The sequence below is a fragment of the Siminovitchia sp. FSL W7-1587 genome, from assembly GCF_037963795.1.
GTDB classification, from domain to species: Bacteria; Bacillota; Bacilli; order Bacillales; family Bacillaceae_C; genus Siminovitchia; species Siminovitchia thermophila.
Map to the genome: position 1 here is coordinate 291,543 of NZ_CP150169.1, position 20,924 is coordinate 312,466.

21 protein-coding genes are annotated in these 20,924 nt (G+C 43.2%); all 21 read right to left on the minus strand.

Annotated features, from left to right (window positions below; translation table 11 throughout):
- Nucleotides 1-212: 212 nt before the first annotated feature.
- Nucleotides 213-1,922, minus strand: a complete 1,710-nt coding sequence (locus NST31_RS01355) for a proline--tRNA ligase (RefSeq protein WP_077111700.1) — start codon at nucleotides 1,920-1,922, stop codon at nucleotides 213-215.
- Between the two features lie 21 nt (nucleotides 1,923-1,943).
- Nucleotides 1,944-3,209, minus strand: coding sequence for an RIP metalloprotease RseP (gene rseP, locus NST31_RS01360; RefSeq protein ID WP_339163467.1), 1,266 nt, complete (start codon nucleotides 3,207-3,209; stop codon nucleotides 1,944-1,946).
- 15 nt (nucleotides 3,210-3,224) lie between these two features.
- Entirely contained in the window at nucleotides 3,225-4,367 is a 1,143-nt protein-coding gene (gene dxr / locus NST31_RS01365) for a 1-deoxy-D-xylulose-5-phosphate reductoisomerase (RefSeq protein ID WP_339165452.1), read from the minus strand.
- A gap of 27 nt (nucleotides 4,368-4,394) precedes the next feature.
- A complete protein-coding gene (locus NST31_RS01370) occupies nucleotides 4,395-5,183 on the minus strand; it encodes a phosphatidate cytidylyltransferase (protein ID WP_077111703.1) in 789 nt (262 codons plus the stop codon).
- Nucleotides 5,183-5,977 (minus strand): isoprenyl transferase, encoded by a 795-nt coding sequence (locus NST31_RS01375; protein ID WP_077111704.1) that lies wholly within the window; start codon nucleotides 5,975-5,977, stop codon nucleotides 5,183-5,185. Before NST31_RS01375 ends, NST31_RS01370 begins: the two co-directional genes overlap by 1 nt.
- Nucleotides 5,978-6,190: 213 nt before the next feature.
- Nucleotides 6,191-6,748, minus strand: a complete 558-nt coding sequence (frr, locus tag NST31_RS01380; RefSeq protein WP_077111705.1) for a ribosome recycling factor — start codon at nucleotides 6,746-6,748, stop codon at nucleotides 6,191-6,193.
- Nucleotides 6,748-7,473, minus strand: a complete 726-nt coding sequence (gene pyrH / locus NST31_RS01385; RefSeq protein ID WP_077111706.1) for a UMP kinase — start codon at nucleotides 7,471-7,473, stop codon at nucleotides 6,748-6,750. The genes frr and pyrH overlap by 1 nt, the downstream gene beginning before the upstream one ends.
- Nucleotides 7,474-7,557: 84 nt before the next feature.
- Nucleotides 7,558-8,439 carry a translation elongation factor Ts gene (gene tsf / locus NST31_RS01390; RefSeq protein ID WP_077111707.1) on the minus strand — a complete coding sequence of 294 codons (882 nt, stop codon included), beginning with the start codon at nucleotides 8,437-8,439 and terminating at the stop codon, nucleotides 7,558-7,560.
- Nucleotides 8,440-8,532: 93 nt separating this feature from the next.
- The gene (rpsB, locus tag NST31_RS01395; protein WP_077111708.1) at nucleotides 8,533-9,261 is read right to left on the minus strand and encodes a 30S ribosomal protein S2; all 729 of its coding nucleotides are present in this window, start codon (nucleotides 9,259-9,261) and stop codon (nucleotides 8,533-8,535) included.
- Nucleotides 9,262-9,423: 162 nt separating this feature from the next.
- Nucleotides 9,424-9,933, minus strand: coding sequence for a hypothetical protein (locus tag NST31_RS01400; protein ID WP_339163470.1), 510 nt, complete (start codon nucleotides 9,931-9,933; stop codon nucleotides 9,424-9,426).
- A 12-nt stretch (nucleotides 9,934-9,945) separates the two neighbouring features.
- On the minus strand, nucleotides 9,946-10,710 hold the full coding sequence (locus NST31_RS01405; protein WP_077111710.1) for a FliA/WhiG family RNA polymerase sigma factor: 765 nt from the start codon (nucleotides 10,708-10,710) through the stop codon (nucleotides 9,946-9,948).
- Nucleotides 10,711-10,770: 60 nt separating this feature from the next.
- Nucleotides 10,771-11,634, minus strand: a complete 864-nt coding sequence (locus tag NST31_RS01410) for a MinD/ParA family protein (protein ID WP_205179913.1) — start codon at nucleotides 11,632-11,634, stop codon at nucleotides 10,771-10,773.
- On the minus strand, nucleotides 11,631-12,737 hold the full coding sequence (flhF, locus tag NST31_RS01415) for a flagellar biosynthesis protein FlhF (RefSeq protein WP_339163474.1): 1,107 nt from the start codon (nucleotides 12,735-12,737) through the stop codon (nucleotides 11,631-11,633). Before flhF ends, NST31_RS01410 begins: the two co-directional genes overlap by 4 nt.
- Complete coding sequence (gene flhA / locus NST31_RS01420; protein WP_077111833.1) at nucleotides 12,737-14,767, minus strand: flagellar biosynthesis protein FlhA; 2,031 nt, start codon at nucleotides 14,765-14,767, stop codon at nucleotides 12,737-12,739. The genes flhF and flhA overlap by 1 nt, the downstream gene beginning before the upstream one ends.
- Before the next feature lie 26 nt (nucleotides 14,768-14,793).
- The gene (gene flhB, locus NST31_RS01425) at nucleotides 14,794-15,876 is read right to left on the minus strand and encodes a flagellar biosynthesis protein FlhB (RefSeq protein ID WP_077111713.1); all 1,083 of its coding nucleotides are present in this window, start codon (nucleotides 15,874-15,876) and stop codon (nucleotides 14,794-14,796) included.
- Nucleotides 15,873-16,652 carry a flagellar biosynthetic protein FliR gene (gene fliR, locus NST31_RS01430; protein WP_077111714.1) on the minus strand — a complete coding sequence of 260 codons (780 nt, stop codon included), beginning with the start codon at nucleotides 16,650-16,652 and terminating at the stop codon, nucleotides 15,873-15,875. Before fliR ends, flhB begins: the two co-directional genes overlap by 4 nt.
- Before the next feature lie 4 nt (nucleotides 16,653-16,656).
- Nucleotides 16,657-16,926 (minus strand): flagellar biosynthesis protein FliQ, encoded by a 270-nt coding sequence (gene fliQ, locus NST31_RS01435; RefSeq protein ID WP_077111715.1) that lies wholly within the window; start codon nucleotides 16,924-16,926, stop codon nucleotides 16,657-16,659.
- A gap of 468 nt (nucleotides 16,927-17,394) precedes the next feature.
- Entirely contained in the window at nucleotides 17,395-18,060 is a 666-nt protein-coding gene (gene fliP / locus NST31_RS01440) for a flagellar type III secretion system pore protein FliP (protein WP_205179921.1), read from the minus strand.
- Nucleotides 18,053-18,721 (minus strand): flagellar biosynthetic protein FliO, encoded by a 669-nt coding sequence (locus NST31_RS01445; protein WP_077111834.1) that lies wholly within the window; start codon nucleotides 18,719-18,721, stop codon nucleotides 18,053-18,055. Before NST31_RS01445 ends, fliP begins: the two co-directional genes overlap by 8 nt.
- A 46-nt stretch (nucleotides 18,722-18,767) precedes the next feature.
- The gene (gene fliY, locus NST31_RS01450) at nucleotides 18,768-19,925 is read right to left on the minus strand and encodes a flagellar motor switch phosphatase FliY (RefSeq protein ID WP_339163480.1); all 1,158 of its coding nucleotides are present in this window, start codon (nucleotides 19,923-19,925) and stop codon (nucleotides 18,768-18,770) included.
- Complete coding sequence (gene fliM / locus NST31_RS01455) at nucleotides 19,918-20,916, minus strand: flagellar motor switch protein FliM (protein ID WP_077111718.1); 999 nt, start codon at nucleotides 20,914-20,916, stop codon at nucleotides 19,918-19,920. The genes fliY and fliM overlap by 8 nt, the downstream gene beginning before the upstream one ends.
- Nucleotides 20,917-20,924: the final 8 nt, after the last annotated feature.

A 20,924-nucleotide genomic window follows, 5' to 3' on the forward strand; every position in this document is an offset into this window, starting at 1 on the left:
GGCAAGCTCAGGCAACGATGTCACCAAATTGCACTAGTACATCCTGTACGTCGCAAAGCATTTGTGACCGATACCCTTGATGCATGATAGATGTCGAAGTCTTTCAGGTTCTGTCTATCGGAAATAGACAATGATCTGACACCCTTCTCCACATATAGACGGAAGCCTTGCCGGCTTTTACATGCGGGTAAAGGAGTCACCTGAAAGAACCGTTATACCGATAATGCTTTAAAAATATTTTGCAATGTTGCCGAAAGATCCCCCCGATGTACTTCCAACATTTCACCGGTCTTCCGGACTTTCACTTCCACGATTCCTTCGGAAGCTCTCTTTCCGACAGTCACGCGAACAGGAAGACCGATTAAATCCGAGTCGTTAAATTTGACGCCTGCGCGTTCGTTGCGGTCATCAAACAGCACATCATATTCAGCCTGTAATTCATCGTATAATTGTTCGGCACAGCTCGCTTGTTCCGAATCTTTCATATTGATCGGAATAAGATGAACATCGTATGGCGCAATATTCACAGGCCAGATCAACCCTCGCTCATCATTGAACTGTTCCGCTACTGCGGTAAGGGTTCTTGATACACCGATTCCGTAACAGCCCATGATATAAGGATGGGGTTTTCCGTTTTCATCAAGGAATCCGGCGGACATCGCTTCACTGTACTTTGTTCCCAATTTAAAAATATGCCCTACTTCAATACCACGCGCGAATCGAATTGTTCCTTTTCCATCAGGGGAAGGGTCGCCTTCCTGGATAAACCGGAGATCGGCATATTCGTCAACAGCAAAATCACGCCCTGGTACGACATTGATATAATGATGCTCATCTTCGTTGGCGCCGCAGACCGCATTGACCATTGCCCCGACCGCATGGTCGGCTATGATCTTCATTTCGGATGGTATCTGGATCGGCCCTATCGATCCGAAGGAACATTTCAATAGCTCTTTCGTTTTTTCTTCCTCCGCAAATTCTACCATTTTGGCGTTCAAAGCATTTTTCACTTTAATATCGTTTACTTCGTGATCACCTCGCACGAGTACCATGACGGGCTCTTCATCTGCAAGCATTACAAGGGATTTAATAACTTCTGAAGGCTTTACACTTAGAAACTCTGAAACATCCACGATCGTTTTTTGACCTGGGGTTTTTATTTTTTTCAACTCTTTTTCCGCAACATCCGGCTTTTCATAAACTTGACAGACGTCTGCCATTTCAATGTTGGCGGCATAATCGGACTGATCGGAATAGGCAATGGTATCTTCGCCAATCTCCGACAACACCATGAACTCCTGTGTGTCTTTACCGCCAATGGCTCCGGAATCCGCCAATACGGATCTAAAGTTCAGACCGCACCTTTTAAATATATTCGTATACGCCACATGCATTTTCTGATAAACTTCATCCAAACTTTCGTGTGAAGTATGGAAGGAATAAGCATCTTTCATAATAAATTCACGCCCGCGAAGCAACCCGAAACGGGGGCGCTTTTCATCCCTGTATTTCGTTTGAATTTGAAATAAGGTTAATGGCAGACGCTTATAGGATTGGACTGCATCCTTTACGATACTCGTAATGACTTCTTCATGAGTGGGACCTAAAGCAAAATGTCTGTCGTGGCGGTCATGAAGGCGCATTAACTCATCGCCATATGTATGCCAGCGCCCGGATTCCTGCCATAGTTCAGCAGGCTGGAGAGCCGGCAGAAGCAGTTCTGCAGCTCCCGCCTTTTCCATTTCTTCCCTAACGATATTTTCGATGTTATCGAGCGCTCTTTTTGCCAATGGCAAATAGGAATAAATGCCGCTGGCAATTTGCTTAATAAACCCTGCTCTTAAAAGCAGCTGATGGCTTTTTATTTCTGCATCAGACGGAACTGCCCTTAGAGTGGGGATGAAAGTCATGCTTTGTTTCATCAATTGCACCTCTACTTATAGTTATTTAATAATAAAAAAGCGCTGTATATCATTCCAGGTGACTACAATCATCAAAACCATCAAGAGCGCAAAGCCGATAAAATGCACCATTCCTTCTTTTTGCCGGTCAATCGGTTTACCCCGCAACGCCTCAACGCCGAAGAACAAGAGGCGGCCTCCATCAAGCGCCGGTATCGGCAGCAAGTTCATGATGCCGAGGTTAATGCTCAACAACGCAGCCCATTTCATTAATATCAATATTCCTGCCTGGGCAGCTGTCTCTGTCGTTTTATAAATCCCTACCGGACCAGCCAGCATATCAATGGAGAATTGACCCGTAACAAGTGTTCCCAGCAACTCGATAATTTTGACTGTCCAATTGTACGTTTCTACAAACCCGAATGTCGCCAGCCGCAGGAACGACTTGTCGACCGGTGCTTGTACCCCGATTAAGCCAATTTCCTTATCCTCGATGATTTCCCGTTTTGGTGTCACCGGAACGTCCAGTGTTTCTTCATTTCGTTCCACCGTAAAAATGAGCTCTTCTTCAGGATGGCTTCGTACAATTTCAGTGATGTCATCAAAATCCGAAATTTCCGCTCCATCAATGCTCAGGACAACATCACCCTCCTGCAGCCCCGCTTTATGGGCAGACCCTTCAGGAAGAAGTTCACCGATGAACGGCTCATTGACTTGAACCCCTTGGATAAAACCGAGCAATGTAAAGATCACAATTGCCAGTAAAAAGTTCATCATCGGACCCGCAAAAATCGTCATTGCTCTGGCCCCGAGCTTTTTGGAAGCAAATTGCCGGTCCCAAGGCGCGATAAGTGTTTCCGCTTGTTCTTCCACAATGACTGCGGTGTGAGAAAGATGAAATGTTTTCAATGTCTCATCTTCTTCGTCTTCATATCCTTTAATGATCAGATCGTGTTCCAAATCAGCCATTTCCACTTCGATAATCCTGGCGTTTGGAAACCGGTCTTTCCCCTGTAAAACAATTTTTTCAACGAGATTATCGTCGTTCAATACGAGCGCGATCCGATGACCCGGTTTAATTTCAACCATTTCGGGGTCGTCTCCCGCCATCCGGACAAATCCGCCGAGCGGCAAAAGCCGAATCGTATAGTTCGTCTCATTTTTTGTGTGAGAAAACACTTTCGGTCCAAATCCGATGGAAAAATCCCTGACAAGGATTCCAGCGCGTTTGGCAAAAATAAAATGTCCAAGTTCATGGAAAAACACAAGCGCCCCAAAAATAATAATAAACGCAATGACTGTATTCAAAAAAATAACCACCTTTTACAGGAGTGTATAAACGTGCTTCCTTGTCTCACGGTCAACTTCCTCTATAGCCGCCAAATCCGGCTGATCAATAACATTATGCCTTTCCAACGCTTTTTCAATCAACTCTTCAATATTTAAAAAGGAAATTTGTTCTTTCAAAAATGCTTCGACAGCTACTTCATTCGCCGCATTTAACACTGTGGGCATCGTTCCCCCTCTCATTCCCGCATCATAAGCAAGCTTTAGGCAACGATAGCGATCCATGTCCATTTTTTCAAAATGAAGGATGCCTATCTCCGCGAGGCCGAGTCCTTTCGTATCAAGCTTCATTCTGTCCGGATAAGTAAGTGCATATTGAATCGGAATACGCATATCCGGAGTACCTAGTTGGGCGATGACGCTGCGATCCTTATATTCCACTAGTGAATGGATGATGCTTTCCCGGTGAAGAAGAACCTCAATGTTTTCATAGGGAATATGGAACAGCCAATGTGCTTCGATCACTTCCAGCCCTTTGTTCATCATTGTAGCAGAGTCAATCGTAATTTTGGAACCCATTGACCAGTTTGGGTGCTTCAATGCTTGTTGTCGTGTAACATGCTTCAGCTCTTCCCTGCTCAAATCCCGAAAGCTTCCTCCGGACGCCGTGATGATCAATTTAGAAACATTTTCCCGGCTTTCTCCCTGCAAGCACTGAAAAATAGCAGAATGTTCGCTGTCAACCGGAAGAATATCCACTCCGAACTTTTTAGCTGCACCCATAACAATATGACCCGCCGTTACAAGTGTTTCCTTATTGGCCAGCCCAATCGTTTTTTTAGCTTCAATCGCGTGCATTGTCGGAACAAGGCCGACGCTTCCCATAACGGCGTTTAATACAATATCGGCCTGGTCGTGTACCGCGGCCTCGATTAAACCATGCTTGCCGTAAGTAAATTTGATCCCGGACGGGAATTCGGCTTTTAATCGTTCACAGTCTTCCTTTTCAAGCACTGCTACGAGATTTGGTTGAAAATCTGAAATGATTTTTCGGACTAGGTCAATGTTTCTTCCAGCCGAAATCGCGCAGAGCCGAAATTGGTCCGGATGTTCTTTTATGACTTGCAGTGCTTGCGTCCCTATCGATCCGGTTGCGCCCAGCAAACTAACATACTTCATCATTTCACTCCTAAACTAATTCTACGCTTATATGATTTGCAAAATGTGTATGAGCGGCAAAACGAAAAGCCAGCTGTCACACCTGTCCAAAATGCCCCCGTGGCCCGGAATAAGCTTGCCGGCATCTTTTACCCCATAATGGCGTTTAAACGCTGATTGGACCAAATCCCCCATTTGCCCAAACATGGACAATAAGACCGTTACAAACAACAATTTTAAGGTAGGAATGCCCATGTCCGCAAAGACAGAAAACAACAGGGCAACGACAATTGCAACGACTATGCCCCCGATGGACCCGCCGATCGTTTTATTGGGACTGATCACCGGCCACAGCTTTCTTTTTCCGAGTGACTTGCCAATAAAGTAAGCTCCGGAATCCGTTCCCCATATGACGAAAAGGACATAAAAAAGATATATAAGCCCCGCTTCACGAGTCGCTATCAAAAAATAGAACCCGACACCGACATATAGTGCCGACAAGATGGAAAAACCGGCATTGTCAAAGGTAAAGCGGTTTTTTGAAACGACCGTATATGACAAAATGAGCAATACAGCCAAATATACAATTTCCATTTTTGTCATTGCCCCCGCGAAAAGCAACTGAAAATATTCGTTCGGCAGCAATATGACCCAAAGCATGACAAAAGATAGCAAGCTTTGTCCGGACATTACCGGCTGCTTTTTCATTCGTAACAATTCAAAAAGTCCTATAGTCGCCATCATATATGTCAAAATGACGAAAGGTAGTCCGCCTATCCATACAAGCGGCAAAAAAATTCCCATGGCAACAACTGCTGATATAATTCTTTCTTTCATTACTGAAACTCCTCGCTGATTAATCCGCCGAACCGTCTAGAGCGGCGCTGAAAAGATTCGATCGCATCCATTAAATGTTTTTCTGAAAAATCGGGCCATAATACATCAATAAAGAATAATTCTGTATAGGCAAGCTGCCAGAGCATAAAGTTGCTCAACCTCAGCTCCCCACTTGTTCTAATCAATAAATCGGGATCACGCAAACTTTTTGTCATCAAATAATTGGAAAAGCATTCATCATCAATATCATTTTCATTCAGCCGGCCATCCTTGACATCGGCGGAAAGTTGCTTGATTGCATCAATGATTTCTGCACGGCTCCCATAGTTCAATGCAAAGTTTAAAATAAGTCCATTATTATGTTTCGTTTTGTTGATCGCATGGTTGACAGCTTTTCGTGTAGTCTCCGGTAGACGGGTTGTGTCGCCCATTGTACATACTTTCACATTTTCTTCAACAAGCTCCGGTAAAAAGTTTCCGAGAAACTCTTCCGGAAGCTTCATTAAATAGTCCACTTCCGATTTGGGCCTTTTCCAATTTTCTGTTGAAAAAGCATATAATGTTAATATTTTCACCCCAAGGCGGTTGGCTGCTTTCGTTATTTTTCTGACCGTCTTCATTCCTTCGTGATGGCCTGCAATTCTCGGAAGTGCCCTCTTCTTCGCCCACCGGCCATTCCCATCCATAATAATCGCGATATGTTGCGGTATCGGCTGGTTCATTATTTGGCCTACTCGGTCTTCACTAATTTCTTTATCTTTTGAAGTTTTCCATAACTTCATTTTATTAAACATAATTAGTCCTCCGTCAGAAGTGCTGGCATCTAGCATCAAACATATTTTAGCATATTGGAAGGAATAAGCGATATGATTCCCGCCTGATTTATTATTACAATTTCAAGAGAAAGAATAAAATACGAAAAAGAGACGTTAACGTCAATAGAGGGAAACTTGATCATCCCATAAAAAAACCCTCCGATAGGAGGGGATCATATCAATTATATTTGCCTAAACTTCTAAAACTTCCTGCTCTTTTTCCTTCGTTATCTGGTCAATTTTCTTGATGTGTTCATCTGTAAGCTTTTGGATATCTTCTCCATATGAGCGCAAGTCATCTTCAGATATGTCTCCGTTTTTCTCAAGCTTTTTTAATTCGTCGTTCCCATCCCTGCGAATATTCCGGATGACGACTTTGGCATCTTCCGCTTCTCTTTTTACTTGTTTCACAAGCTCTTTGCGACGTTCTTCCGTCAGCTGTGGAATCGAGATTCTTAAAAGAGAACCATCATTTGCCGGTGTAAGGCCAAGGTCAGATTTTAAAATGGCTTTTTCCATATCGCCCAAAACCGCTTTATCGTAAGGTTGAATAACGAGAAGCCGTGCTTCTGGAACGGAGACTGTCGCTAATTGATTGATCGGTGTTGGGACACCATAGTAATCAACTGAAATTTTGTCCAAAAGTGCCGCGCTTGCTCGTCCGGCACGAATGCTGGCCAATTCCCGGGTGTAGACTTGAATGGCTTTTTTCATTTTCTCTTTGACATTCGAGATTACTTGATTAGGCATTATTCCTTCCCCCTTACTATCGTTCCGATTTGTTTACCTAACACAGCGCGCTTAATATTTCCTTTTTCCGTAAAAGAAAAGACGATCAGCGGAATATCATTGTCCATGCAAAGTGATGAAGCGGTTGAATCCATGACGGCCAATCCTTCTTTTAAAACGTCAAGATATGAAAGCTGCTCATATTTGACAGCATCTTTATCAAGCTTCGGATCGGCATTATACACGCCGTCAACATTGTTTTTCGCCATTAAAATGACGTCCGCTTCAATTTCGGCAGCCCTTAAAGCGGCAGTGGTGTCCGTTGAAAAATAAGGATTTCCCGTACCAGCGGCAAAAATGACAACGCGCTTTTTCTCGAGGTGGCGAATGGCTCGGCGCCTGATGTAAGGTTCAGCTACTTGAATCATGTCTATCGACGTTTGAACCCGCGTTTCAATTCCCAATTGTTCGAGGCTGTCTTGAAGGGCAAGCGAGTTCATGACTGTTGCGAGCATACCCATATAGTCTGCTGTAGCCCGGTCCATTCCCATTTCGCTTCCGACTTTCCCTCTCCAAATATTTCCTCCGCCAACAACTACGGCAATTTCAACATTAAGCTCCGCCACTTCTTTTATTTGCTCCGCAATGGATTTGATGATGGCCGGATTAATGCCAAAGCCTTCTTTACCCGCCAACGCCTCTCCACTCAATTTCAGTACAACTCGGTTATATTTCGGGATGCTCATCTGAACCTCCAAATCAATTATGTATTCCATTTTCAGTTTGTAAAAGAGGGAACACAAAGTGTTCCCTTTAAAGCTGGATGAGATTTATTTCTTCGCTTGATTCATTACTTCTTCAGCAAAGTTTTCTTGGCGTTTCTCCAACCCTTCGCCGACCTCATAACGAACAAAATCGACAACTTTCGCTCCGTTTGAGCTGACAAATTTACCAACTTTTTCATCAGGGTTTTTTACAAAGGATTGGTCAAGCAGACAAATTTCTTCAAAAAATTTGCCGAGTCGGCCTTCCACCATTTTTTCAACAATTTTTTCCGGTTTGCCCTCATTTAAGGCTTGCTCTGTCAACACTTGGCGTTCGCGTTCTGTTTCCTCCGCAGGCACTTGATCGCGAGAAATGTATTTAGGCTTGATTGCGGCGACATGCATCGCAACATCCTTGGCAACATCGGCGTCTGTCGTTCCTTCAAGAACAGTCAAAACACCAATGCGTCCGCCCATATGCAAATACTCACCAAATACGCCATTATCCGTTTTTGTTTTTACTTCAAAGCGGCGAAGCGTGATTTTTTCACCGATTTTCGCAATGGCTGAGTTAATATATTCAGTGACAGTTTCGCCGCCGCTCATTTTTTGCTCAAGTGCTTCTTCCAATGATGAAGGTTTGTTGGCAAGCAAATGCTGGGCCAATTCTTTTACAAGCTCTTGGAAGTTTTCGTTTTTTGCAACAAAATCTGTTTCGGCGTTCACTTCTAAGATGACAGCTTCATTGCCCTCACTGAGGATATAAGCTGTTCCTTCGGCTGCAATCCGATCAGCTTTTTTTGCTGCCGAAGCCATGCCTTTCTTTCTGAGAAAGTCAATTGCTTCTTCCATGTTTCCATTTGTTTCTGTTAGTGCTTTTTTGCAGTCTAGCATGCCCGCACCTGTTTTGGCACGCAGTTCTTTTACCATTTGTGCAGTAATTGCCATTATTTTTCCTCCTTGAATGAGATACGAACCAAGTTGTTTTAAAAAAAGGTGACAAGCGTATCCACTCTTATCACCTTTTCACTGCATTAACTGTTATGCATTGGCAGTTTCAGACGCTTCTTCTTCTTCCTGCTCTTCTTCGCTGTATTTAGCTTCCAACAAGGCATCGGCCATTGTAGCTGTCAACAACTTAACCGCGCGGATTGCGTCGTCGTTTGCCGGAATCACATAATCAATTTCATCCGGATCGCAGTTCGTATCAACAATACCCACAATCGGAATATTTAACTTCCGGGCTTCAGCCACTGCAATGCGCTCTTTTCTCGGATCAATGATAAACATTGCGTCAGGAAGAGTCTTCATGTCTTTGATTCCGCCTAAAAACTTGACGAGACGGTCACGTTCCCTATTCAGCATGACAACTTCTTTTTTCGGTAGAACGTCAAATGTTCCGTCTTCTTCCATTTTTTCAATCGCTTTTAAGCGCTCGATTCTTTTTTGGATTGTTTCAAAATTCGTTAAAGTTCCGCCGAGCCAGCGGTGGTTGACATAAAAGTGTCCAGCTCTCTCCGCTTCATCTTTAACAGATTCCTGGGCTTGCTTCTTTGTTCCGACGAATAAAACTTTCCCGTCGTTTTCGGCAAGCTCTCTCATAAATTTGTAAGCTTCCTCGACCTTTTTCACAGTTTTTTGCAAGTCGATGATATAAATACCGTTTCTTTCCGTAAAAATGTATTTCTTCATTTTAGGATTCCAACGGCGGGTTTGGTGTCCAAAATGTACACCAGCTTCAAGCAATTGCTTCATAGAAATGATAGACATAAAATGTTTCCTCCTTGGTTTTTTTCCTCCGTTTCAATCATTTTTTGTGCAGGCTGTTTTTTGCAATAATGCCAAACAGCACCCTGTCACAAAATTATGAAACGTGTGTTTTAATACCACCAAATAATATAGCACAATCAAAAATCGTAATCAAGTAATGTTTTAAGCCTGCTGGTAAAATTTCATGGCAAGTTCAATTTCGGTTTTCCCCTTCCCAAGAGCTTTTGCGATCTCTGTCATTGTCATCCCCTGGGCCGCCATTGCTTCCACTTGGTTTCGGAGGGATTGTTCCTCTTGAGCATTTTCCGTTTCTTCAACCCTGTCTAACATTTCTTCAGTGATGTCTATTGTTTCTTCAGTACTGTCTATCGCTTCTTCGGATAGCCCGCCTTCAATGACGTCTTCAGGTTTGTCCGCTTTATCGTTATATGAGGTGTTCTGCCCCGGTTTTTCATCCATCTTTCTAGCATGCGCGAGTTGCTGTAAAAACCGGTCGTTTTCTTCCCTCATCTCCGCAAGCAGGCCGCTTACCAGCTCTTCCGCTTCAGATAGCATTTCCCGCTGCTTTTTTTCAACCTCCAATAGCCGATTTTGCCGCATAAACAGGAGGATAATGGCAAAAATCAAAAGAGCGTTTATTAAAAATAAAATAAGTATCATTACGGCTGTCAAGATGATCCCTCGCTATCTTAATTGCATGAGCTGGTTTCTTAACTTAAATAACGCTTTAGAATGAATTTGGGAAATTCTTGAGGTCGACAAGTCTAGGACTTGGCCGATCTCTGTCAATGTTAGCTCCTCTTTATAAAACAGGCTTAAAACGAGTTGTTCATTTTCCGTCAGATGGGCGATTGCCCCAGCCATTTCTTCCAGCCATTCATGATGGACAAGCTGTTCCTCAGGTCCGGGGGTTTGTTCATCTTTTATGATATAGCCGTGATGTTCTTGATCTTCGTCTCCAGTTAAAAAATCATCCACTGAAATAATTTGTGAAAAATAATATTCATTTAATGTTTTCGTTACATCTGTTTCATCAAGGCCGAGCTCTTGCGCAATCTCTTCTACGGTTACACGCCGCATATATTGCTGTTCTAGCTTTTGCTGCACAGATTCGATTTCTTTTGCTTTGTCGCGGGTGTTTCTCGGAAGCCAATCTTCCTTCCGAAGGCCGTCCAAAATCGCGCCTCTTATCCGAAACGATGCATACGTTTCAAACTTTAGATCCCGGGAATGGTCAAATTTTTCAAATGCGTCCAAAAGACCAATGAGCCCAAGGCTCCGTAACTCTTCCCGACTTACATTTTTAGGCAAATTGACGGAAATCCGCTGGACATGGTATGAAACGAGAGGCATATATTTTTTAACCAAATGGTTGCCGGATTGTTCATCCCTTGTTTTTTTCCAGAGATCCCAATGCCTCCGTTCTTCAAGAGGTGGGGAAAGTGACATATATATCTCCTCCTTTTCGAAATGGAAACGGGGGAAACGTTTGAGAAAGTAGCCCCTTGTTTATTTGCCGTGAAACAGCTTGCGCAATCTTGCCATAAATGAATCGTTCTTTGTTTCACCACCAGACCTGCCGTTTCTTCCCGTCAATTGGTCAACGGCATGTTCCAATATAATAGATACGGAAGAACGGGGATACACACAATAAACAGGGGTGTAATTCAAGACGGCTTCTCGTACAAGTTTGTCTTCCGGTAATATCCCCAACAATTCGATTTCCTTTTGAAGAAACTTGCGCATGGCTTGCTGTAGACGAAAGAATGTTTCCCGTCCCTGTCGTTCATGATCAGTCCGGTTGCACACTACGAGAAACCGGGTATTTTCATTCTGCAGATAGGCCAGTTTCATGATTGAGTAAGCATCCATGACCGCAGTAGGTTCCGGGGTTGTCACAACGATTAAATCATCGGCTGCCAGCAGGATATGGAGCAATGCTTGGCCGGCTCCTGCCGCCATATCAAAAATAATATAATCGTATGTTTCCTGAAACATTTGTAAACCTGCAAGAAGCGACTTGACCGTATTGTTATCCAGTTCAACCGCGCCATATAGCCCGTTTCCGCCTGCAATATACGAGACGCCCAAAGGCCCTTTCTGCACAATTTGGGCTAACGGTTCACCTTTTAGGATAAAATCACCCATTGTCTTGTCCGCTGAGCCACCCAACAGTAAATTGACATTCCCCATGCCGATATCGAGATCAAAAACAAGCACTTTATATCCTCTTTTGGCAAGGATGACAGCTAAATTACTTGAAATATTGGATTTGCCCACTCCGCCTTTCCCACTGACCACGGCTAAAGTCCTCGCCTGTTTCTTTGTTATGTTCTTCAATTTTAAACGCAGGCCTTCTGCTTGATCCTTCATCTGCTTTGCTCTCCAAAGATATAGTTGCCAAACAACTCCGGTGCAGCAAGGACAAGGTCATCGGGTACTTCTTGCCCGTCTGTGATATAGTCGGCCGCCAAGCCATACTGAAGCATCATGTTAACCATGGGACCGTAAACATCCGTTTCATCCACTTTTGTAAAAATAAATTTTTGAGCACTGAGATGCTGAAAATGCTTCATGATGGATTCAACATCCCTTTCTTTCATGGAGGCAGTTAATATGAGATAAACATCCAAATCACTTACCAGTGAAAGTATACCGTTTAAATCGGTGACGAATTTGCCATCACGATAATTCCGTCCCGCTGTGTCAATAAATACATGGTCAAAGGAAGCAAGTTTGTTTGCGGCTTCTTTAAAATCATTCGCGTCATATACGACTTCCACCGGGACATCAAGCAGCTTAGCGTATGTTTTTAATTGTTCGATCGCGGCAATGCGGTATGTATCCATCGTCATAAAGGCGATCTTCTTTTTCTGTTCGAGCATGGCGCAGGCTGCCAGCTTGGCCAAGGTCGTTGTTTTTCCCACACCCGTAGGCCCGACAAGCGCAATAAATTTTTTTTCGAAAGTCGCGCCAGAAAAGCCCAATTTCTTTAATTCGCCGCAAAGAATGGATTTAGCCGCCAGCGACATCTCCATTTCATCGGGTTCTTTTTCTGCTTTCCTCCATATGTCCAATAACTGGTCCCCAATCGCCAGGACAAAATTCTTATCCAGCTCTTGATTCATGCATCTTAACAAACTTTTTTGAATCGCGGACGGATACATTTCGAGTTTGGGATCAGGGACATAACTTCTTTTTTTCACAATTTTTTTCAACGTTTCCAGTTCTTTTAAAACAGCATCATTTTGCGCTGGTTGGAGCATTTGGGCATAAACTGCCGGTTGAACTGGCTTTGTTTCCTCTACGTGATCAAGAGCGGCAATCACTTCAAATTGCTTTTTCTTGAAAAGTCCCATAACGCCCTTCGTCCATAACACTTTTGAGCTTAATATGACAGCATCCTCGCCGAGCTGTTTTTTTACCCTGTTAATAGCCTCCGGCATCGAAGCTGCCACGATTTTTTCTACCTTCATCAGATATTCACCATCCCGATGCTCTGTACTTCAATATCCGCTTCCAACTCATTATAGGATAGAACTGGCACTTGTGGGAAATATCTCTCGGTCAATTGACGGACATACATTCTGACAGCAGGAGAACAGAGTAAAATGGGTATTTGTTGCACCTTCGACAATTGTTCGAGTTGTGCCGCAATAGATTCCAATATTTTTTTCGAGTCATTTGGCTCGATGGCCAAGTAATTGCCATTCTCCGTTTGCTGTATGCTGTCAGCAATCATTTTTTCCACTTTTCCTGAGACTGTCAGGACTTTTAAGACTGGCTCATCTCCTACATACTGTTTTGTTATTTGCCGTGCCAGCGCCTGGCGAACATATTCCGTTAGCAGATCGGTATCAATGGTCGTCTTTGCATAATCAGCAAGTGTTTCAAATATAACAACCAAGTTTCTGACCGATACTTGCTCTTTTAACAATTTGGCAAGGACTTTTTGAACTTCTCCAATCGTGAGCGGATTAGGTGTTACTTCTTCAACAAGAATCGGGTGTGTTTCCTTTAAGTGATCTATCAATTCTTTCGTTTCCTGTCTGCCGAGCAGCTCATGAGCATTCGCCCTAAGCACTTCCGTTAAATGAGTCGCTACGACAGAAGCAGGATCGACAACGGTATAACCGGCAATCTCGGCCTGTTCTTTTACTTCTTCTGTAATCCATTTTGCGGGAAGTCCAAAGGACGGTTCAATCGTATCAATTCCCTCAATCTCGTCCTCGCCTCCCGGACTCATTGCCAAGTAATGATCCAATAACAAATTACCGGAAGCAACAGGGTGACCCTTAATTTTAATTTGGTAGGCATTAGGTTCCAACTGGATATTGTCACGTATCCGTACAACAGGAATCACAATTCCCAGTTCTAATGCCAATTGCCTCCTAATCATGACAATTCTGTCCAGCAAATCTCCTCCCTGCTTCACATCGGCAAGCGGAATGAGCCCATACCCAAATTCAAACTCAATCGGGTCCACATGCAATAACCCAAGTATATTTTCCGGCTTTTTCATTTCTTCCGCTTCCAGTTCCTCAGGAGCTTGTGCTATTGCAGCACTTTCTTTGTCGGGTATCCGGGAAAGGAAGAACCCCCCTGCTCCAAGTAAGCCTGCAATCGGGACCGTTAGCATATTATGTATGGGTGTTGCAAGACCAAGCAGAAAAATGGTGCCAGACGCGATGTACAGCAACTTTGGGTAACTGAGCAGTTGTCCGACGATATCAGAACTAAGGTTCCCGTCTGATGCGGCCCTTGTCACAACAATACCGGTTGCCGTTGAAATCAGGAGCGCAGGGATTTGGCTGACAATCCCATCTCCTACCGTAAGCATGGAGTATTTCAAAGCGGCTTCCCCGATCGGCAGGCCATGTTGCAGCATTCCAATCAAAATTCCAAATAATAGATTGATCAGTACAATAATAATACCGGCAATGGCATCACCTTTTACAAATTTGCTGGCCCCATCCATCGCTCCGTAAAAATCGGATTCGCGGGCCACTTTTTCTCTTCGCACTTTCGCCTCGTGCTCTGAAATAATGCCGGCATTTAAATCAGCATCGATGCTCATCTGTTTGCCCGGCATCGCATCGAGGGTAAACCTCGCGGCTACTTCCGATACCCGTTCGGCTCCTTTTGTAATGACGACAAATTGAATAATGACCAGTATAAAAAAAACAACCAGTCCAACAAGGACATTACCGCCAACTACGAATGTCCCGAAGGTTTCTACGACATTTCCGGCATCTCCAACGGAAAGAATAGATCTCGTCGTCGAAACGTTTAGTCCCAGCCTGAACAAAGTGAGCAGCAATAATAAAGATGGAAAAATTGAAAACTGCAGCGGCTCATGCATGTTCATGGAAGTAAGTACAACCAACAGTGCGAGAGAAATGTTCGCGATGATGAGAAAGCTTAACAGCCATGGCGGAAACGGAATGACCAACATGGCGATGATTAATATAACGCCTAATAAAATAGTAATATCTTTTACTTTCATCATACGTTCTCTCCCTAAAGCCCAAATCAAATCTTATGTTTGATTCGATACACATAAGCTAATATTTCAGCAACCGCCTTAAAAAAGTCTTCGGGTATTTTGTCCCCGATGTCGGTTTGTTTGTATAATGCCTGTGCCAATGGACGATTTTCAACAAGCACAACATCATGTTCCTTGGCAATTTTTTTTATTCTTTCCGCCATGAAATCGAGTCCTTTTGCTACCACAAACGGAGCGTCGGATTCATCTTCGTCATATTTAAGGGCAATGGCATAGTGTGTGGGGTTAGTAATGACAACATCCGCATTGGGAACTTCCTGCATCATGCGAGCCATGGCCATCTCTCTTTGCCGCTGCTTAATTTTTGATTTTACCAGCGGATCGCCTTCTGTATTTTTAAATTCGTCCTTTACATCCTGCTTGGACATCCGGATGTTTTTTTCAAAATCATACCGTTGATATAAATAGTCCAATAGGGATAACAGCAATAAGGCGATGGAGGCGCTGATTCCCATTTGCAAGGTCAAGCTTGCGATTGTTTTTAAAGCTGCGGGGGCGGCTTTATGGGACAGCACGAGCACTTCGTCAATTCTTTGCCACAATACAAAGAAAGCCACGAAGCCGACAAACCCGATTTTCAAAATCGACTTTAACAATTCAACAATTGCCCTGACAGAGAATATCCTCTTCATTCCTTTGATCGGATCAATTTTTTCAAACTTTGGTTTGAGCGGCTCGGTTGTTGCCATAAACCCGATTTGCAGCAAGTTCGCCCCCACTCCTGCCAGCAATCCCAATAGCATGATGGGCCCCAAAAGAATAGCCATTCCGTTTAATACTTCAATGGAAATGAGCCGCAAATTCCCAGGCGTCAAATCAAGAAGCATATATTCCGTAAATGTTTCCCGAAAAATATGAAAAACTGTTTGGCCCAGCTTCGAGGAAAAAAACAGTAAAAAGGTGAAGACAGCAAGCAATCCAATCGCTGTATTGACATCTTGGCTTTTTGCCGCCTGTCCTTTTTTTCTCGAATCTTGCCTTTTCTTCGGTGTTGCTTTCTCTGTTTTCTCCCCCGCAAAAAATTGAAGATCCAACTGAAACTGTTTCATGATTGACTCCCCAGCATTTCCATCACATCTCTCATCACTTGTCCCATCGTTTCAAATAACTGTTGAATGACACCAAATATGACACCCATCACAATAAACAGGACAATAAAACTGACAGCAATTTTGATTGGAAAACCAACGACAAACACGTTCATTTGCGGTACCGTCCTGGCCACTATCCCGAGTGCCACATCTACCAGAAAAAGCACGGCAACAACAGGTACTGAGATTTGAAAAGCAATTAGAAACAGCATCGAAAAAGATTTTGCGATATACTCCGCCAGATTGGCATTGGCAAATCCAAAGCTGGCCTGATCGAGCGGAATAAATTGATAACTGTAAAAAATCCCGTTTAGCAGCATATGGTGTCCGTCCACGGCCAAGAGCAATAAAAGAGAAAAAATATACAAATACTGGCCAATTAAGGGAGATTGAACGCCTGTTTGCGGGTCAATGATATTAGCGATGGCAAACCCCATCTGAAAGTCGATAAAATTTCCGGCAACTTGAATGGAAGTCAAAACCATATAGGCGATAAACCCGATAAAAAGTCCTACAGCCGCCTCTTTTAACATCAACAGAAAATAAGCCGCATTAATATCAATCGTTCCCTGGTATACCGATGCATACATCAAAACCGATACAAAAAAAGCAAGGCCGATACGAAATAAGGAAGGCAGTGTCCGGTATGAAAATAGCGGCATCGTGACGAAAAAGGCAGACACCCTGACAAATACAAGCAAAAAGACTGAAAATCGTGTAATAAACTCTTCCATTCCATCAACCTACAAACTGGGTTAAGTTTTGGAAAATATCCGAAGTGTAGGATAACATCCGACTTAACATCCAGGGCCCGAAAAATACAATTCCCAACAGGACTGCAATAATTTTGGGAATGAACGCGAGGGTTTGTTCCTGTATTTGTGTCGTTGCCTGAAAAATACTGACGGCCAGGCCAATGATTAATGCAAGTAGCAGAAGAGGGCCGGCGATAATTAAAATCGTATAAACTCCCTTTCCCGCTAACGAAATAACCGATTCGGCGCTCATATGATCACCTTCTTTGAATGTATAAAGTGAAATAGGACCACATGGTGTGGTTCATGCAGACGTTGCCGCACGATGTGGCGTTCCCGTTAATGAAAAGCAGAAAAAAGGCAAAGGCCGAAAGCGTCCTATTCATAAGCCCATGTCATGCAGAGACTTCCTCGAAAAAGCTTGCGCTTTTTCTACAGATGATGACGGTACGATCGAAACTTTCCTTGTCTTTTCGCTTCGCTTGTACGTTGCAACGCCTTTTTTCCCTTTTTGAAAACAATGCGATGTATCACTGTCAAAGTTTCTCCTTATCCTGGCCATCCAAAGCCATCGGGCGATTACCGGCAGTTGCTCCCTATACAGGCCACGCACATGTGATTTTCTGAAAGCAGGGGGCTTACTGCCAGTCAAAGCCGGATAAAGTGAAACTTCAATTAGTGACGTTGAGACCCGTAATAGGGGTCAGCGGGTTAAAACTTGTTACGTAAAACTTTCAAGCAATGATTTGATCACCAAGTACCACCCGTCAACGAGCACAAAGAGCAAAATTTTAAACGGGAGAGAAATCATCATCGGCGGAAGCATCATCATCCCCATAGACATCAAAACACTGGCCACAACCATGTCAATGACCAAGAAGGGGATAAAGATCATAAAGCCAATTTGAAACGCGGTCTTCATTTCACTGAGCGCAAAGGCCGGCACAAGTGCCTGCAATGGAATATCCTGAATCGACTCGGGCGGTTCAGATTCTGTATACGTTAGAAAGAGTTCCAAATCTTTTTGTCTTGTATGCTTGCTCATAAATTCTTTAAAAGGCACCGCAGCCTTTGTGTACGCTTCTTCCAAAGTAATTTCATCCTGAAACAAAGGGGTCAGCGCTTCATTATTTACCTCGTTGAATGTGGGTGCCATAATGAAAAATGTTAAAAACAGCGATAAGCCCACGATGACCTGGTTAGGAGGCATTTGTGGAGTTGCCAGGGACGTTCTCACAAATGAAAGAACGATCACAATACGCGTAAATGATGTCATGACCATTAAAATGCCTGGAGTGATCGACAACACGGTTAACAGGAGAAACAATTTAACGGAAGTGGACACCGATTCTGGTGAACTGTTAAAAAACTCCGTGATTTCACTCATGTGTCTCACTCTCCTTCCGCAAACGATCAAGCGCCTGTAATCTTTCTTTTTTGATGCCATCCATTTCATCCATCAGCTGCTGGTGAAAATCTTTTTTATGTTTGTTGTCCATTCCGCTTCCATGCTTGACAGCCTTTTTTACATTGTTAACCCATTTTGTCAGCTTTGTTGGCTGAAAACTCTTTTCCAACTGCTCGTTATACTGGTGAAGATATTCCTGAATTTCTTTTTCGTCTGATACTTCTTTAATCAAGCGAATATCTTCACCAACACCCAAAACAAAAAGGCGCTTGCCGACCCTTACCATTTGGAGCGAGCGGTTGCCGCCCAATGCCGTCCCGCCAAGATTTTGGATCAGGCTTGTTTGTTGATATGATTGGGTCCGTTTATTGATAAACTTTAACAAGAAATATAAAAGGGCGATGACAAAAATCAAGGCAAACAGCATTTTTAAGACATCCATCACACCGATTGAAACTGACTGATTTTTTTTGGGCGCAACATCCCCTTGTTCCGTATCTTCTTTATCTTCTTTGCATTTCTCAGGGTTTTCCATGCATTCGCCGACGGAATAACCCGTTTTGCTTGCCTGGGCAACGGGCGGGTTGATCAGGGTGAAAAAAATGATCACGCACCATAAAACTTTACTTTTGTTTATCATTGTTCGATTTCCCAACTCTATGAAAATATATGGTTTTGCCTCCATTCTATCTCAAACGTTCGAGGCGATTCCGCTTGTTCAAAATATTAGTGACTCTTACACCAAAGTTTTCATCAATCACAACCACTTCCCCTTTTGCTATGTGACGGTTGTTGATTAAGATATCTACTGGTTCCCCAGCCAATTTATCAAGTTCTATAATGGATCCTGCGCCAAATTCAAGTATTTCCTTAACCGAACGGCTAGTTCGTCCGAGCTCAACAGTCACTTGCAAAGGTATATCCAGTAAAACATCAAGGTTGTTGGCTTCAAAACTATCAACACTCTCTTCATTAAAATCGGAAAAGTCGGCTTTATGAACATTGGGCGGAGTGTTTTCGGCAGCCATTTGTTGAGTCGCTGTCCTTGTATTTTCCTTCCTGGGACGCGATGCCTCTTTATCTGTCATTTGAGGGGAAGTCGTCTCACCCTGTTCTTTAACAGGTTTCTCTCCTGCTTTCTCCATCTTGGACTGCTCATCTCCTCCTTTTTCAAGCTTTAACATAAGTTCTTTCACCAAATCCTTTGCAAAGTCGATCGGTATGAGCTGTGTTAATGTGGAATCAATAATATCACCGACTTTTAACTGGAAAGAAACGCGGGCAAACTTGCTTTGGTTTGACAACTCTTCCAATACTTCAACAAAGGAGTCTTCAGGCCAATGAATAGTGGGAGGAGAAATATCCACCCTTTTACTAAAAAATGTGGACATCGATGATGCTGCTGAACCAATCATCTGATTCATCGCTTCCTGAACAGCGCTTAAATGGATCTCATCCATTTCTTCTGCAGGCGACGTTCCATCCCCGCCCAACATCATATCGGCAATGGCAGCCACATCGCTTTTTTTTAGAATTAATACATTTACCCCTGAAAAGCCGGAAGTATAGGTAACACGGACAGCCACACCCGAATCCAAAGGCTCATCCGAGATATCCCTGTCTAACATAGAAACAGTCGGCGTTGTGATTTCTACTTTTTGATTTAGCAGTGTAGAAAGAGTGGTTGCTGCCCTGCCGACAGAGATGTTGCCTACCTCGCCTAATGCGTCACGTTCCATTTCATTCAAATCATCTATTTCATTGTTGTTTTCATTCTCTTTTTCAATGAATCCTGTAGAAAGCAGCATTTCAATCTCTTCCGGAGAGAGCTTCTCATTATTCATTGTCTTCATCTCCCTCGTTTATCATCGATAGAATTTGTACAGCAAGATAATTATGTCTCCTGCCCGGTTGACCCAGGTATTTCGGGATGCCGGCAATTTTGACAGTTAGGGGGTCATCTATACTTGTATTGAGTTGAAAAACATCCCCCTCATTAAGCGACAGAAAATCTTTTACAGTCAGATCCGCCGAACCCAAGTCGGCTGTTATTTCCATCTCTGTACCTCTTATATTTTTGTCCAATGCCAAAATGGTTTCAGGCTTTCTTTCTTTGGCGCCCGATTCCATCCAATATTGTGCCGAAAGCTTCGGAATGATGGGCTCCAGTACAACGTGGGGAATACATATATTAATCATTCCGCTCGTTTCTCCAACCGTTGCCTGCATTGTAATGACAACAACCGTTTCATTTGGGGAAACCATTTGTAAAAATTGTGGATTCACTTCAATTTCGGTTAAAATCGGATCAATATGCGTAATGCCCGTCCACGCCTCTTGCAATGGTTCCAGCGTCCTCCGAAATAGCTTTTCCAACAGCTTCATCTCTATATCTGTTAAATGATTGATCTTGTTCAAACCAGAACCCTTACCGCCCAAAATGCGATCAACCATCGCATAAGCAATATTGGGATGGACTTCCATGATCATTCTGCCTTTAAGCGGCGGTATTTCCAAGACATTTAAAAATGTCATACTTGGAATGGAACGTATGTACTCGTCATATGGTATTTGATCAGCCGATGCGACTGAAAAATTGGTATATGTTCGTAAATGAGCAGAATAAAGAGTTGTCAATAACCTGGAAAAATTGTCATAAATCCTCGTTAAGCTTCTGATTTGATCCTTGGAAAAGCGTAAAGCCCTTTTAAAATCATAAACTTGCACATCTTTTTCTTGCTCATTAAGTACTTCTTCTTCAAGAGTGATGTCTCCCTCTGAAAGCCCCGATAATAAATCGTCAATTTCACTTTGAGATAATATCTCATCAGACATGATAGCCA

What these genes read in the sequence shown, in the direction of transcription:
- flhB (WP_077111713.1), bottom strand. Translation starts at nt 15,876, where the DNA reads ATGAAACAGTTTCAGTTGGATCTTCAATTTTTTGCGGGGGAGAAAACA.
- NST31_RS01405 (WP_077111710.1), bottom strand. Translation starts at nt 10,710, where the DNA reads ATGTCACTTTCCCCACCTCTTGAAGAACGGAGGCATTGGGATCTCTGG.
- NST31_RS01375 (WP_077111704.1), bottom strand. Translation starts at nt 5,977, where the DNA reads ATGTTTAATAAAATGAAGTTATGGAAAACTTCAAAAGATAAAGAAATT.
- rpsB (WP_077111708.1), bottom strand. Translation starts at nt 9,261, where the DNA reads ATGTCTATCATTTCTATGAAGCAATTGCTTGAAGCTGGTGTACATTTT.
- fliQ (WP_077111715.1), bottom strand. Translation starts at nt 16,926, where the DNA reads ATGAGCGCCGAATCGGTTATTTCGTTAGCGGGAAAGGGAGTTTATACG.
- fliP (WP_205179921.1), bottom strand. Translation starts at nt 18,060, where the DNA reads ATGAGTGAAATCACGGAGTTTTTTAACAGTTCACCAGAATCGGTGTCC.
- pyrH (WP_077111706.1), bottom strand. Translation starts at nt 7,473, where the DNA reads ATGAGCATCCCGAAATATAACCGAGTTGTACTGAAATTGAGTGGAGAG.
- NST31_RS01370 (WP_077111703.1), bottom strand. Translation starts at nt 5,183, where the DNA reads ATGAAAGAAAGAATTATATCAGCAGTTGTTGCCATGGGAATTTTTTTG.
- dxr (WP_339165452.1), bottom strand. Translation starts at nt 4,367, where the DNA reads ATGAAGTATGTTAGTTTGCTGGGCGCAACCGGATCGATAGGGACGCAA.
- flhA (WP_077111833.1), bottom strand. Translation starts at nt 14,767, where the DNA reads ATGAAAGTAAAAGATATTACTATTTTATTAGGCGTTATATTAATCATC.
- fliM (WP_077111718.1), bottom strand. Translation starts at nt 20,916, where the DNA reads ATGTCTGATGAGATATTATCTCAAAGTGAAATTGACGATTTATTATCG.
- NST31_RS01445 (WP_077111834.1), bottom strand. Translation starts at nt 18,721, where the DNA reads ATGATAAACAAAAGTAAAGTTTTATGGTGCGTGATCATTTTTTTCACC.
- NST31_RS01355 (WP_077111700.1), bottom strand. Translation starts at nt 1,922, where the DNA reads ATGAAACAAAGCATGACTTTCATCCCCACTCTAAGGGCAGTTCCGTCT.
- flhF (WP_339163474.1), bottom strand. Translation starts at nt 12,737, where the DNA reads ATGAAGGTAGAAAAAATCGTGGCAGCTTCGATGCCGGAGGCTATTAAC.
- fliR (WP_077111714.1), bottom strand. Translation starts at nt 16,652, where the DNA reads ATGGAAGAGTTTATTACACGATTTTCAGTCTTTTTGCTTGTATTTGTC.
- tsf (WP_077111707.1), bottom strand. Translation starts at nt 8,439, where the DNA reads ATGGCAATTACTGCACAAATGGTAAAAGAACTGCGTGCCAAAACAGGT.
- frr (WP_077111705.1), bottom strand. Translation starts at nt 6,748, where the DNA reads ATGCCTAATCAAGTAATCTCGAATGTCAAAGAGAAAATGAAAAAAGCC.
- NST31_RS01410 (WP_205179913.1), bottom strand. Translation starts at nt 11,634, where the DNA reads ATGAAGGATCAAGCAGAAGGCCTGCGTTTAAAATTGAAGAACATAACA.
- fliY (WP_339163480.1), bottom strand. Translation starts at nt 19,925, where the DNA reads ATGAATAATGAGAAGCTCTCTCCGGAAGAGATTGAAATGCTGCTTTCT.